Annotated in this window: 11 protein-coding genes and 1 pseudogene; 5 read left to right on the forward strand and 7 right to left on the reverse strand. The window is 44.3% G+C overall.

The genetic code is table 11. The features are described from left to right. The first annotated feature begins 68 nt into the window (after window positions 1-68). Window positions 69-1,541 (forward strand): dihydrolipoyl dehydrogenase, encoded by a 1,473-nt coding sequence (locus tag DZ860_RS07905; RefSeq protein ID WP_120030388.1) that lies wholly within the window; start codon window positions 69-71, stop codon window positions 1,539-1,541. Between the two features lie 53 nt (window positions 1,542-1,594). Here DZ860_RS07905 and DZ860_RS07910 read toward each other — a convergent pair whose 3' ends face one another. Beyond that, window positions 1,595-1,942, reverse strand: coding sequence for a RidA family protein (locus tag DZ860_RS07910; protein ID WP_120030389.1), 348 nt, complete (start codon window positions 1,940-1,942; stop codon window positions 1,595-1,597). Between the two features lie 64 nt (window positions 1,943-2,006). Between DZ860_RS07910 and DZ860_RS07915 the strand changes: the two genes are divergently transcribed. Beyond that, window positions 2,007-2,273: a DUF3624 domain-containing protein gene (locus tag DZ860_RS07915; protein ID WP_120030390.1), complete on the forward strand. Its 267-nt coding sequence runs from the start codon at window positions 2,007-2,009 to the stop codon at window positions 2,271-2,273. Between the two features lie 315 nt (window positions 2,274-2,588). Here DZ860_RS07915 and argH read toward each other — a convergent pair. The 4 genes and pseudogenes from argH to argC form a co-directional block, all read right to left on the reverse strand. Beyond that, a pseudogene (argH, locus tag DZ860_RS07920) lies at window positions 2,589-3,956 on the reverse strand (argininosuccinate lyase); the annotation flags it as partial. Between the two features lie 90 nt (window positions 3,957-4,046). Further along, complete coding sequence (locus DZ860_RS07925; protein ID WP_120030392.1) at window positions 4,047-5,264, reverse strand: argininosuccinate synthase; 1,218 nt, start codon at window positions 5,262-5,264, stop codon at window positions 4,047-4,049. Window positions 5,265-5,335: 71 nt separating this feature from the next. Beyond that, window positions 5,336-6,127 carry an acetylglutamate kinase gene (gene argB, locus DZ860_RS07930; RefSeq protein ID WP_120030393.1) on the reverse strand — a complete coding sequence of 264 codons (792 nt, stop codon included), beginning with the start codon at window positions 6,125-6,127 and terminating at the stop codon, window positions 5,336-5,338. A 162-nt stretch (window positions 6,128-6,289) separates the two neighbouring features. After that, window positions 6,290-7,291, reverse strand: a complete 1,002-nt coding sequence (argC, locus tag DZ860_RS07935; protein ID WP_120030394.1) for an N-acetyl-gamma-glutamyl-phosphate reductase — start codon at window positions 7,289-7,291, stop codon at window positions 6,290-6,292. 152 nt (window positions 7,292-7,443) lie between these two features. Between argC and argE the strand changes: the two genes are divergently transcribed. The 3 genes from argE (at window position 7,444) to DZ860_RS07950 (ending at window position 12,696) form a co-directional block, all read left to right on the forward strand. Further along, complete coding sequence (gene argE, locus DZ860_RS07940) at window positions 7,444-8,583, forward strand: acetylornithine deacetylase (RefSeq protein WP_120030395.1); 1,140 nt, start codon at window positions 7,444-7,446, stop codon at window positions 8,581-8,583. Between the two features lie 409 nt (window positions 8,584-8,992). Further along, window positions 8,993-11,626: a phosphoenolpyruvate carboxylase gene (ppc, locus tag DZ860_RS07945; RefSeq protein WP_120030396.1), complete on the forward strand. Its 2,634-nt coding sequence runs from the start codon at window positions 8,993-8,995 to the stop codon at window positions 11,624-11,626. Window positions 11,627-12,156: 530 nt separating this feature from the next. Then, a complete protein-coding gene (locus DZ860_RS07950) occupies window positions 12,157-12,696 on the forward strand; it encodes a PadR family transcriptional regulator (RefSeq protein WP_120030397.1) in 540 nt (179 codons plus the stop codon). A 167-nt stretch (window positions 12,697-12,863) separates the two neighbouring features. Here the strand turns inward: DZ860_RS07950 and cysE are convergent, their stop codons facing one another. Together cysE and gpsA are read right to left on the reverse strand one after the other, a co-directional pair. After that, window positions 12,864-13,685 carry a serine O-acetyltransferase gene (gene cysE, locus DZ860_RS07955; protein ID WP_120030398.1) on the reverse strand — a complete coding sequence of 274 codons (822 nt, stop codon included), beginning with the start codon at window positions 13,683-13,685 and terminating at the stop codon, window positions 12,864-12,866. 59 nt (window positions 13,686-13,744) lie between these two features. After that, the gene (gene gpsA, locus DZ860_RS07960) at window positions 13,745-14,779 is read right to left on the reverse strand and encodes an NAD(P)H-dependent glycerol-3-phosphate dehydrogenase (RefSeq protein WP_120030399.1); all 1,035 of its coding nucleotides are present in this window, start codon (window positions 14,777-14,779) and stop codon (window positions 13,745-13,747) included. Window positions 14,780-14,849 lie beyond the last annotated feature (70 nt).

Below are 14,849 nucleotides of genomic sequence, written 5' to 3' on the forward strand. Positions count from 1 at the left end.
TTTGACCAAATTAATTTATTTCGGCTCGATTTAAAAAATCTGGCGGAAACAAGAAGCGAGATTCCATTATGAAACATTTAAATGTTGAAGTTGCCGTTATTGGTGGTGGTACTGCAGGTCTTGGCGCTTACCGCGCAGCAAAAGAACATACAGATAGCGTTGTCATTATTGAAGGTGGCCCTTACGGCACAACTTGTGCTCGAGTTGGCTGTATGCCATCAAAACTATTAATTGCAGCAGCAGAAAGCGTACACCAAATCGAAAAAGCACCGGGTTTTGGTATTCACCCTCAAGGCGAGATTATTATCAACGGTCGTGAAGTGATGGACCGAGTTAAACGCGAACGTGATCGCTTTGTCGGTTTTGTACTGGAAGGGGTCGATGAAATCCCGGCACAAGATAAAGTGTCTGGCTACGCAAAATTTATCGATAACAACACCCTGATCGTTGATGACCATACAACCATCAAAGCAGATCGTATTGTAATTGCGACAGGCTCCCGCCCTGCTTATCCTGCTGTTTGGAATGAGCTTGGCGATCGCCTAGTGATTAACGATGACGTTTTTGATTGGGATGACTTACCTAAATCCGTTGCGGTATTTGGCCCAGGCGTGATTGGCTTAGAGATTGGTCAAGCACTACACCGTTTAGGCGTCAAAGTGAAAGTCTTTGGCCTTGGTGGTCAAGTTGGCCCTCTGACTGACCCTGATGTTATGGCTTACGCAACTAAAGCGTTCCAAGAAGAGTTCTATCTAGATCCAAATGTACAAGTCGAAAGCATGAAGCGTATGGTTTCTGCTGATGGAAGCGATAGCAACCACGTTGAAATTAAATTCGTTAATCACGATGGTGAGCTAGAAACTTTCATTGTTGACTATGTACTTGCAGCGACAGGCCGTCGCCCTAACGTAGATAAGCTAGCAATTGAAAATACGACATTAGAATTGGATCAACGTGGTGTGCCAACTGCTGATTACTACACACTGCAAACATCAGTGAAAAGTATCTTTATTGCCGGTGACGCAAGCAACCAGATTCCACTGCTTCATGAGGCTGCCGACCAAGCACGTATCGCTGGTGACAACGCAGGCCGCTTCCCTGACATGCGAGCAGGTTTACGTCGCTCAGTAATTTCAGCTGTGTTTTCTGACCCACAAATTGCAATGGTCGGTGAAACTCGCAAACAAATTGAAGCACGCTTAGGTACCTGTGGCTGTTTCGCGATTGGTGAAGTGTCATTTGAAAACCAAGGTCGTTCTCGCGTTATGTTGCGTAACAAAGGTTTACTACACGTATACGGTGAACAAGGTACAGGTCGCTTCCTTGGCGCAGAGATGATGGGGCCAAATGCGGAGCATCTAGCACACCTATTAGCTTGGGCGCATCAAAATAAAATGACAGTATCAGAAATGCTCGATATGCCTTTCTACCATCCAGTTATTGAAGAAGGTGTTCGTACCGCACTACGTGACCTAAATGCTAAGTTAAACTTAGGTCCAGAAGTGATTAAACACTGTCTAGATTGCGGTCCTGGTTGTTAACCTCTCCAGAATCAGCAATAAAAAAACGAGCTATCAAGCTCGTTTTTTTATCTTTATTTTTCAGCGGCAGTAACTGATATTTCAACCAGCAGCTCTTCTCTGGCCATATTACCAGTGATGCAAGCTCGAGCAGGGGCATGCCCTTCAGGAACCCATGCATCCCATACTGCATTCATTTCTTGGAAGTCTTTCATATCTTTAAGATAGATGGTTGCAGAAAGCATATGCTCTCTGTCACTACCTGCTTCTAACAGCAATTCATCAACCTTATCTAGCATCGTTTGGGTTTGCTCAGTGATGCCTTTTGTCGCATCAGCACATACTTGCCCACACAGATAAATCACACCATTGTGTTTTACAATACGACTCATACGCTGTTTTGTTTGTTGACGTTCTATCATTTTTCTCACTTTCTCATTTGATTACAGTATCCTGTATCCCTATGTTACGAAATAAGCCAACACCATGACATGTAATAACTGTGAAAAGCAGAACTGGTTCTGGAAAAAAATCGGAAAATGCCAACGCTGCATGAACCAGCTCACCTTATTATCGGTCGTTGGTTGGGTGGCATGGTGGTTTCTATTTCAAGAACGGCCCAAGTCCATTGAATCAATCGCACTGTTGATGGCGAACGTCACTTTCAATGGACTGTTATTTTTGCATCTGTGGATGTTTTTTGTCGTACTTCCATTGAGGCGGCGAAAGCACCTGAGGCGCACTAAACGCTAAATAATCTGAACTCACGCTCAATAGGCATCGAAAATAGAAAAAAGAACATAGAAAAAAGCCCCAAAACCAATTTAGGTTTTGGGGCTTTCTTAGATTTGTCTAAGAAAAAGCAGTGGTATATTTATAGACCGCACTCTTTCTTAATGGTTCATAATTAATACGATCTTTTTTAGATCTTTTTCCCAAGTAAAACAAAATCAGGAAGTTACAGAGTAAATTATTACCTATATTTAAACCCATTTAGCTGCATGAATATAGCTAATCACGATGAGTCTATACAAGGGTAACCTCGACTATGACGAGTATCGATTACTTTAAACGGGACTGAGCTTGTTCGATAGCAAATGCCACTTGTTCAGGTGCTACACCACCCAAAGCATTTCGCTTCGCAAGACAAGATTCAATAGTCAAAATGGCATAAACATCTTCTTCAATCACTGACGAAAACGTCTGTAGTTCTGCAATCGAAAGCTCTTCCAATGCACAACCTTTTTCAATCGCCCCCACTACCGCAACACCAACAATATGATGCGCTTCACGGAAAGGAATGCCTTTAGCTACCAAATAATCCGCTAACTCTGTTGCATTGGCATAGCCTTGCTGCGCAGCTTCTAGTGTACGTTCACCGTTGACCTTAATACCGTCAAAACAAAGTGCCGCCATTTCAATACAATCAAACCAAGTGTCGAGTGCATCAAATAACCCTTCTTTGTCTTCTTGCATATCTTTGTTGTATGCCAGAGGCAGTGCTTTCACCGTCATCATCATGCCAGCAAGCGAACCATACACACGTCCGGTTTTACCACGGATAAGCTCAAGTGCATCTGGATTTTTCTTTTGTGGCATCAATGAAGAGCCTGACGTTACCGTATCTGCCAACTCAATGAAGTTTGCTTCACCTGAATTATAGAAGATCATATCTTCAGCCAGACGAGAAAGATGTAACATTGAAATTGAAGCGACTGACATCAACTCCATCACATGGTCACGATCAGATACAGAATCTAACGAATTACGCGTTGCACGAGCAAAGCCAAGATTTTGTGCGATCTGTTCACGATCCATGGCATAAGCCGTTCCCGCTAAGGCGCCAGAACCCAGTGGACAAGTATTAAGACGCGCAACTGCATCTTTTAAACGAGAATGATCACGTTCGAACATTTCAACGTAAGCCAAACACCAGTGAGCGAATGTGACCGGTTGAGCACGTTGCAAGTGAGTATAACCAGGTAAGACGGTTGCTTGATGAGCCTGAGCCACTGTCACCATCTGCTGTTGCAACTGCTCCAGTGCGCTTAATAGAACTTCACCTTGCTCACGGCACCAAAGCTTTAGATCGGTAGCCACTTGATCATTACGTGAACGTCCAGTGTGGAGCTTTTTACCCAAGTCTCCGACTTTTGCAATCAACTGTTGTTCAACCCAAGAATGGATATCTTCCGCATCAGAAGCCAAAATTTGTTTTGGATTTTGCTCGACACTCTCTTTCAACTCATTCAGAGCTTGCTCGAGTTGCTTTTGCTCTTGAGTCGTCAGTACACCAACGGTAACAAGAGCTTGAGACCACGCGACCGAACCGACAATATCTTGCACGGCTAAGCGATAATCAAAACGAAGTGAATCGTTAAAGTCTTTAAAACGGGTATCTGCTGCTTGGGTAAATCTACCGCCCCATAGTGCCATTACATCTCTCCTGATAATGAAAGGATCCAGACAAGCGCGCTGGCCGGATCCTAAAGTTGGTCACACTGCTCGGACTCCGCCGAGCTTATATTATTTCTTATTTGCAGCGTTAAGCGCTCTGATTCTGCTTGGCAGTGAGTACAAACGGATAAAGCCATCAGCGTGGCTTTGGTCGTAGACTTCGTCAGCACCAAAGGTCGCAAACTCCTCACTGTATAGACTGTTGTCTGAACGTTTTTGTGTCGCCGTCGCCTGACCTTTGTAAAGCTTGATAACAACTTCACCGTTAACATCTTTGGCTAACTCTTCTGCTGCTGCCATCACTGAGTTACAAAGCGGCGTAAACCAACGACCATCGTACACAAGTTGCGCAGCTTTTACGCCTAACTCTTCACGGAATTCAAATGATGTTTTATCAAGTACAAGTTGCTCGACTGAACGCAAAGCTTCCATGATGATGGTGCCTCCTGGCGTTTCATAACAACCACGAGACTTCATACCAACCAAACGGTTTTCGACGATATCGATACGACCGACACCATGTTTAGCACCTTTTTCATTCAGGTACACGAGTGCGTTGTATGGATTCATCGTCTCGCCATCAACAGCAACCACTTCGCCTTTTTCAACTTTCAGCGTGACGTATTCAGCTTCATTAGGTGCTTGCTCAGGGTCAACGGTCCACGCCCAACAATCTTCATTGGTCGCATTCCACGTATCTTCCAACACACCACCTTCTGTAGAAAGATGCCATGCGTTTGCATCACGCGAGTAAATCTTAGTGATGGACGCTGAACACGGAATGTTGCGTTCTTCTAGGTAATCTAAACACTCTTCACGGCTCACTAAATCCCACTCACGCCATGGTGCAATCACTTTAAGATCAGGGGCGAGTGCCGCAAATGCTCCCTCAAAACGAACTTGATCGTTGCCTTTACCGGTACAACCGTGACAAAGCGCATCAGCACCAACTTTACGTGCAACTTCTACTTGTGCTTTCGCGATAATTGGACGAGCCATTGAAGTACCCAGTAGATATTTGCCTTCATAGCACGCGCCTGTTTTTAGCGTTGGGTTAATATACTGTGCAACCATCTCTTCTTTTAGGTCCATCACATAACATTCTGATGCACCTGAAGCGATAGCTTTAGCTTCAATACCCTCAAGCTCGTAGTAGCCTTGACCGACATCGGCAACAAAGGCGACAACTTCACAATCATAATTCTCTTTCAACCATGGAATGATCACTGATGTATCTAAACCACCCGAATAGGCCACAACAACTTTGTTTACTTTTACTTTGCTCATTTCTAACTCTCCGGACCTAAGCTTTTGCCGCTCAGGTTCTCATCCTTGTTAATGTTTGCTGCAACAAAAATTTACTGCGGCAGAAACTGTGTTCCGATACTTTTACCCGCAAAGAGCTGGGCTAATTTTTCTGGGTAGCGCCATGTGGCAACTTCAATCGGACGACCGAGATCATTTGCTGCTTGTAACGCCGCTTGTACCTTGACGATCATCCCATCAGTAATAACATGACCATCAATAAGCTGATTGGCCTTTTTCTCATCTAAACTCTTGATCAAATTACCTTTGCCGTCCAATACACCGCTCACATCTGACAACAAAACTAACTCAGCATCTAACGCTCCTGCGACCGCGACCGCAGCTTGGTCAGCATTTACGTTCATCAACTGGCCCTCAGAAGTTAATCCAATCGAACTAATGATCGGCAAGGCTCCCGTTGCTAAAACCGCTTGTAACACCGCAGGGTTACCTGGCATTGCGTTACCGACAGCTCCAAGTTCAGGATTAAGCTCTTCTACTTGGCACAAACCACCATCCGCTAAACTTAAGCCAACAGCATTTAAACCATCTTTGATCGCTTGTCCTTGAAGTTGTTTATTTGCCGTCCCAGCAAGCGCACCGGCAATCAGTGGAATTTGCTCGTATGGCGTCACACGTAAGCCTTGCTTTTTCACGGTTGGTAATTGCAATTGTTTCATCAAATCATCAACAAGGTAGCCACCACCATGCACAATCACGATAGGTCGCTGAGCTTGAGTCTGGTACTTACTAATTGCGCCGAAAACTTTACTTAGCGTGTCAGTACAAGAGAGCGCAGCGCCGCCTAACTTGATCACTAATGGTGTGTGTTTACTCTCTGTCATAACTGCTCCTTGGTATGACTGGCTTAGATGCCTACCCAAACAACTTGGAGATGCTGGTAGGCGACAAGAGAACAAAGCCTCTGAGCATAGATGTACTATGTGATGAGGTTTGTGAGCGCCAGTCAACACCGCAGCAACTGCAAGTGGGACGGGTATACTGAATTAAATCAGTGCCGTTAACTCAGGGTACCCATAATGGATATTCAAACATTGCATCGCTTGACTTGATGCCCCTTTCAATAAGTTATCTATCACCGCACAAACGATGATGTGCTCTCCTTGTACCTGCCAGCCAATATCACAGAAAGGAGTAAACTGAACGTTCTGTAACTTAGGCATACCCTCGACAAGGCGAACTAAAGGTTTATCTTGATAAGCCGACTGGTAAGCGCTGGCGATTTGCTCTGCTGATACACCATCAGCAAGCTTCATAGTGATGGTGGCTAAAATGCCACGTTTGAAATCGGCTAAGTGGGGCGTAAAAATCACATCACAACCAAGGTGTGTCGCGATTTCAGGTTGATGACGATGGTTAAACACACCGTAAGGCTGCAAGCTCACTTCACACAAGCTATTCGCTAACGTCGCTTTACGACCTGCGCCAGAAGCGCCACTGGTTGCGTTAATCACTGGCCACTGGTTGGTATCAATTAAGCCGGCTTGCTTCAGAGGCTTTATTGCCAATTGTGATGCTGTTGGGTAACAGCCAGGTACTGCGACAAGTTGACTCTGTTTAATTTCTTCACTTGCCCATTCAGCTAAACCATATGCGGCGTTATCTAACCACTGCTCGTGTTGATGTTCAAAGCCATAAAATGTTGGGTAGAAATCGCCTTTTTTAACGCGAAAAGCGCCAGACAAATCGAAAACTTGGCATCCATGTTCAAGCAATATTGGCGCTAAGTCGTGACTGACTTCATGAGCCGTGGCTAAGAAAATAACATCTGCCTCTTTGGCAACAGCCTCAACATCAACAAGCGGCTGCACTTCATCGTCAACCAAACCGGCTAGCTTGCCATGTAAACTAGAAATCGCAGTACCGGCATCGGCACTGTTGGCGGAGACGTATAAACCTGATAGCGTAAGCTCTGGGTGTTTATGCACCATTAGTGCAAGCTCTGCTCCGGTATAGCCAGTGGCACCAATGATGGTTGTTTTTAGCATCTGAGACATCCGTATCTTTACTCCCATCCCATTGGGAGGAATTGATTAAAAAACTAATTAAATCGCTCTTTATTGATTTTTTATTCATTAAAAATGATTTATTATGTTTTACATTCTTAGTTAACATCTGTCAACAGGGAAAAGAAGATAATATGCAACTACCTAGCTTTATAGAGGTCTATCGCGGCCTAATTTCGACCTCTTCGATTAGCTCTTCGGATCCAACGTGGGATGAGGGAAATCAGAAAGTGATAGAAAAGCTCGCGAATTGGCTCAAAGACATCGGCTTCGACGTCGACATCATTGAAGCCGCTCCGGGTAAATTCAACCTCGTTGCCAAGAAAGGACAAGGTGATGGTGGTTTGCTGCTTGCAGGACACAGCGATACCGTTCCGTATGATGAAGGGCGTTGGAATTTCGAGCCTCATGCGATTACAGAAGCAAATAATCGTTTTTATGGTTTAGGTACTGCTGATATGAAAGGCTTCTTTGCCTTTATTATTGAAGCGGTAAAGAAAGTTGATTGGAGTAAACAAACCAAGCCACTTTATATTCTTGCGACGTGTGATGAAGAAACCTCTATGCTCGGCGCTCGTCACTTTACTGATACCACGCCATTTAAACCGGATTACTGCATTATTGGTGAACCAACCAGTTTAGTCCCGATTCGCGGCCATAAAGGACATGTCGCTAATGCTGTGCGTGTCACGGGGAAATCTGGTCACTCTTCTGATCCTGCACTTGGTGTGAATGCGATTGAAATTATGCATGAAGTCCTATTTGCCTTGATGCAATTACGCGACAAACTGGTAAAAGAGTACCACCACCCCGGCTTTGCCATTCCAAGCCCAACGTTAAACCTAGGCCATATTCATGGTGGTGACAGCGCAAACCGCATTTGTGGTTGCTGCGAGTTGCATTACGATGTGCGTCCCCTACCGGGTATCAGTTTAGACGGTTTAGACAATATGCTGCGCAGCGCTTTACATGAAGTCGAAGCAAAATGGCCGGGGCGCATTGAAATTAAACCATTGCACGATCCTGTTCCCGGTTTTGAGTGCAGCCATGAGCACCCTTTTGTAAGTGGTATGGAAACTCTTTGCGACACACCATCTGAAACCGTGAACTACTGCACTGAAGCGCCATTTTTAAGTCAATTATGCCCAACATTAGTGCTAGGTCCGGGTTCGATTGAACAAGCTCACCAGCCCGATGAATTTTTGGCTTTTGAGTTTATCGATCCAACCATCAACATTTTAAAGAAAACGATGCATCAATACTGCTTTAACTAACCTCGACTGCGTTAACTAACCTCGGCATATTGATAAATGAGGTAGTTATAAATGAGGTAGTTATAATCACTCGATGAGAAGCGGTTGGTAGCAAAAGCAGAGCTCCAACCGCGAAACATTTGATAGAGACAGCAAGTAAAATCAACTTAACGACAAAATAGATATACCAATAAAAGAGTGCGAGCAGAAACAGGTACAGTGAGAGACAACTATAACTATCGACGCCACGCCTTATTTGTAGTTTAATTTCACCAAATACAGTAATTCTTATGACAGGACGTCAGTTGCATTCGTTTGCACAATAATTGCAAACTTAAGCTTCGGCCGTTGACTAGCAACGATATTTTTAGCTAAATTGTTATTCAAGCTAAAAACATTGGATGTAATTTTTTTACAAGGCAGGAATACAATGAACGAGAAATACTCTGCGCTCAGAAGTAACGTAAGCATGTTAGGCCACTTACTCGGTAACACCATCAGGGATGCACATGGGGATGTTATTTTAGAGAAAGTAGAAACGATTCGTAAGCTTTCTAAATCGGCCAGAGCAGGAAATCAAGAAGACAGGGATAGTTTAGTTGAAGAAATCAAAAACCTGCCAAATGAACAACTTACTCCTGTAGCCCGCGCTTTTAATCAATTCTTAAATCTCACTAATATTGCTGAGCAATACCACACTATTTCTCGTCATTGTGATGCCCACGTCTGCGAACCAGACGCTATCAATACCTTATTCGCGAAACTGAAACAAAATGATGTAAGTAAACTTGATACGGCTCAAGCAGTACGAGACTTAAACATCGAACTTGTTCTTACTGCACACCCTACCGAAATTACTCGCCGCACCATGATCAATAAATTGGTCAAAATTAATGAATGTCTTTCTAATCTTGAACTCAGTGATTTATCACCAAAAGAGCGTCAAAAGACAGAACGTCGCTTAGAGCAATTGATTGTTCAAAGTTGGCACTCTGACGTCATCCGCCAACAGCGTCCAACACCACTAGATGAAGCCAAATGGGGCTTTGCTGTGGTTGAAAACTCACTGTGGCAAGCGGTTCCTGAGTTTTTACGTGAACTTGATGATCACTTAGAACAACATCTTGGCGAAGGGCTTCCAATTGATGCTCGCCCGGTGCATTTCTCTTCATGGATGGGTGGCGATCGAGACGGTAACCCATTTGTGACTCACACCATTACACGTGAAGTTCTCCTGTTATCACGTTGGAAAGCAGCAGACCTATACCTCAATGATATCAATGAATTGGTTAGCGAACTGTCGATGACCAAGTGTAATGATGATGTACGAGCACTTGCAGGTGAGCAGGAGCATGAACCTTATCGTGCTGTTTTAAAAGGGCTACGCACCCTTCTTCAGGAAACCAAAGAAATCCTGGATGCGAAGATTCATGGTCAGAAACTTGCCGTAAAAGCGCCTCTGCAAAACATCGATCAGCTTTGGGAACCGTTACTTGCTTGCTACCGTTCACTGCATGAATGTGGCATGGGCGTGATTGCCGATGGCTCGTTATTGGATACTTTACGTCGCGTGAAAGCATTTGGTGTTCACCTTGTTCGCTTGGATATTCGTCAAGAGAGCACTCGTCATGCCGATGTACTTTCTGAATTGACCCGCTACCTCGGTATTGGTGACTATGAGCAGTGGAGCGAACAAGATAAGATCGCATTCTTAACCAACGAATTGGCATCCAAACGTCCGCTTCTGCCTCGAGATTGGCAGCCATCAGCGCAAGTTCAAGAAGTTATCGATACCTGCCGAATTGTTGCAGCTCAGCCTCGTGATGCATTTGGCGCCTACGTCATTTCAATGGCTCGCACCGCATCAGATGTTCTCGCCGTCCATCTTCTTTTACAAGAAGCGGGCTGTAACTACCGCATGAACGTTTGTCCTCTGTTTGAAACGTTAGATGACTTAAACAACGCAGAAGCGGTAATTCGCCAATTAATGGGTATCGATTTATACCGCGGCTTTATCCAAAACCACCAAATGGTCATGATTGGCTATTCTGACTCAGCAAAAGATGCTGGTGTCATGTCTGCGGGTTGGGCTCAATATCGAGCGATGGATGCTTTAGTCGATGTGTGTGATGAAGAAGGCATAGAGTTAACCCTCTTCCATGGCCGTGGTGGTTCTATCGGTCGTGGTGGTGCGCCAGCACATGCTGCGCTACTTTCTCAGCCACCAAAAAGTCTAAAAGGTGGCCTGCGCGTTACTGAACAAGGTGAGATGATTCGATTTAAGCTTGGCTTACCGGATGTAGCTGTGAACAGCTTTAATATGTATGCCAGTGCTATCTTGGAAGCGAACCTACTTCCGCCGCCAAAACCGAAGCAAGCATGGCGTGATCAAATGGACGTGTTATCTGCGGTCAGCTGCGAAGCCTATCGTGGCGTTGTACGCGGCGAGCCAGATTTTGTACCTTACTTCCGCCAAGCTACCCCAGAACTCGAGCTAGGTAAACTGCCATTAGGCTCACGCCCATCGAAGCGTAATCCGAACGGTGGAGTGGAAAGTCTACGTGCGATTCCTTGGATCTTCTCATGGAGCCAGAACCGCCTAGTTCTACCTGCATGGTTAGGTGCTGGTGAAGCGATTCAGTACTCAATTGACCAAGGTCACCAAGAGCTACTAGAAGAGATGTGTCGTGAGTGGCCATTTTTCTCTACGCGTCTCGGTATGTTAGAGATGGTGTATTCCAAATGTAACATCGGTATTTCTCGTTACTACGATGAACGCCTTGTTGATGCCGCTCTATTACCGCTTGGCGATCGTCTCCGTTCACAACTGCAAAAAGATATCAAAACAGTCTTAAATGTTGAGAACAACGAAAACTTAATGCAAAGCGACCCTTGGGGCTTTGAGTCGATTCGCTTACGTAATATCTATGTTGAGCCATTGAACATGCTTCAGGCTGAGTTACTTTACCGAACTAGACAAACTGAAGAGCCATCGGCTGAACTGGAAGAAGCACTAATGGTCACTATTGCCGGTATCGCAGCAGGAATGCGTAATACCGGTTAATACTAGCTAGAATAGGCTGTTAAGCTCGTGCCATAAGCCTAACAGTTTACTGTTAGCAACAGAGGCGGCATTAATTGTCGCCTCTTGTTTTATCGCAGGCTGACTATAGTGCAAGTTGCTATTATTTTGTCATAATCCGCTCTTGGAAATCACTAACCCTACTAACAAATCGTCGCACTTTCGATACAATCATTCAAGAATGGGACATTCACAACCATTAAATCAACATTTAAAACTATATATTTTATTTATTGAGTTTTTTGTCAGTTTTTTCCTTGTTATTTGTCCATCTATTCCACTTTGTGCTTATTATTTAGATATAATGTCGCTCTATTGCGACAAATTATAAAATCATAACGTTGCTCTTTTCGGTGGTTTATCTACCGAACTAGGTGTAATACGGCTTTTTAAAGGTGACATGGCCAACATAGCGTTGGCGCTGCTTGCATCATATCGAATCAGGTACCTCAAGAAGTACCATCAGATGCTACGCAGTTATTTGTATTTTATTGACCATTTGGATTGAAGACATGTCATTACCACACGTAATCCTAACCGTTCTTAGTACACGCGATGCTACTGGATACGACATCACCAAAGAATTTTCCGCAACAATCGGATATTTCTGGAAGGCAAGCCATCAACAAGTTTATCGTGAACTGAATAAGATGGCGCAAAACGATCTTGTTACTTGCGTATTGCAACCACAAGACGGAAAACCAGACCGAAAAGTTTACTCCATTACTGATTCTGGTCGAGCGGCTCTTGGTGAATGGTTTGATCAACCAACTGTTCATCCAACAGTACGAGATGAGTTTTCAGCAAAATTGATGGCTTGTTCTGTTCAATCTGCTGAACCATTCAAAAATCAATTAACTGAATTGGTTGAAGAATCACGTAAAGTGGTTGCGCACTACAAAGATATCGAAAATGCATATTATGCAGCATCAGCTAATTTAGATAAGCAACAACGCCTAGAGCGTTTAACGCTACGTCGCAACTTGCTAATTCGCCAAGCTTGGATCGATTGGGCTGAAGAAGTATTAACAGAGCTTGATGTAATCGCTTAATCATGCAGCTATAACGTTGATACAAACGAAAAAACGTTGATACAAACGAAAAAACGTTGATACAAACGAAAAAGGTTGATGTGAAAACATCAACCTTTTTGCTTTTTATTGGCAGTAATAAGTCCACTTACTCACAAGAGACTTCAGTTACTCTAAGTTCAGTTTAACTAAATCCCATCACCGCCAGTAAAGCCCTGCGATTTACCATTAAACTGTTGGTCCATATCTAACGATGGCTTGTCTGTCGTTGGTCGACCAACAATCTTAGCAGGTACACCGGCTACGGTTGTATGAGCAGGAACTGGCTGTAATACGACTGAACAAGATGCGATTTTCGCCCCCTCTCCAACTTCAATATTACCCAGAACTTTCGCACCAGCTCCAATCATAACGCCCTCACGGATCTTAGGATGGCGATCGCCACACTCTTTCCCTGTACCACCTAGAGTTACGTCTTGTAAAATTGAAACATCATTCTCAACGACAGCAGTCTCACCAATAACAATGCCAGTCGCGTGATCGAGCATGATACCTTGGCCAATTCGCGCAGCTGGATGGATATCAACCTGACAAGCGACTGAAATCTGATTTTGAAGGTATGTTGCCAGCGCAACACGGCCTTGTTTCCATAGCCAGTTAGCTACTCGGTAACCTTGTAGTGCGTGGTAGCCTTTAAGATAAAGCAATGGAATTGAATACATTGATACAGCAGGGTCACGATTAACAGTCGCGCAGATATCACACGCAGCCGCTTGTATAATCGATGGGTCAGACTCTAGCGCCTCTTCTACCACTTCTCGCACTGCCATTGCTGGCATTGAAGCAGTGTTCAGCTTATTAGCAAGAATGTAACTCAATGCTGCACACAAGCTATCATGCTTAATAATGGTTGCATGATAAAAGCTTGCTAGCATTGGCTCTTGTTCTGATTGCTCTCGAGCTTCACGAACAATCGCTTGCCATACCTTCTGTTTTTCACAATGTTTCATCTTAAACCTATTGGAAGCTTACCTGCTCCTGTCGCCGTGTTTGCTGATACTTATACTATTTATGCTTCTGATTTTTTATCGCGAGCGAGCAAGTCTTTTGCTGCTAAGCGCGCATCTTTATTTTGATAAAGTACTTCATAAATCTGCTCGACGATAGGCATTTCCACACCCATACGCTCAGCCAATAACCAAACTTCTTTGGTATTGCGATATCCCTCAACGACTTGACCAATTTCTTGTTGCGCGGTATCGACGTCTTTACCTTGACCCAATGCTAGACCAAAACGTCGGTTACGGGATTGGTTATCGGTACAAGTTAAAACAAGATCGCCAAGTCCAGCCATACCCATAAACGTTTCTTTTTGAGCACCAAGTGCTACGCCTAAGCGTGTCATTTCAGCAAGGCCACGGGTAATAAGCGCAGTACGAGCATTGGCGCCAAACCCGATACCATCTGACATACCAGCACCAATAGCGATCACGTTTTTCACCGCACCGCCAAGCTGCATACCGATGAAGTCGCTATTAGCATATACGCGGAATGTTTTGCTACAGTGGATTTTTTCTTGCAAGTCAGAAACGAATTGAGCATCTGGAGAAGCAACTGAAATCGCGGTAGGCATCCCCATCGCCAACTCTTTTGCAAACGTAGGGCCAGACAGAACGGCTAGTGAGTACCCCTCACCCAGAACGTCATGAGCGACATCTTTTAATAAACGACCTGTTTCTGGCTCCAAGCCTTTGGTTGCCCAGCAAACACGAGAGTCTTGACGTAAAAACGGTTTAACGCTGTTTAGTACCGTACCAAATACATGGCTTGGCACGACCACCAGCAAATCACGGCTAGACTGAACGGCTTTGCCTAGATCCGTTTCAACAATTAAGCTCTCAGGAAAATCAATACCTGGTAAAAACTCATGGTTGGCTCGCTCAGATTCTAGGCGCTCCATATGCTTAGGATCATGGCCCCAAATAACAATATTCGCACCATTTCGCGCAAGAGAAATTGCCAGCGAAGTACCATAAGAGCCCGCACCAAGTACTACCATTGCGATCTCTTTGCCGTAGGCATTATTGAGGTCTGAATTAGTCATTCTTCCACCTAATGAATGTTCGATTGGTGTTTCACCAATTCGCTATTTTATTATTTTATACCTAAGGAGC

The sequence above is a fragment of the Vibrio sinensis genome (assembly GCF_003605645.1).
In the GTDB taxonomy this organism is placed as follows: Bacteria; Pseudomonadota; Gammaproteobacteria; order Enterobacterales; family Vibrionaceae; genus Vibrio; species Vibrio sinensis.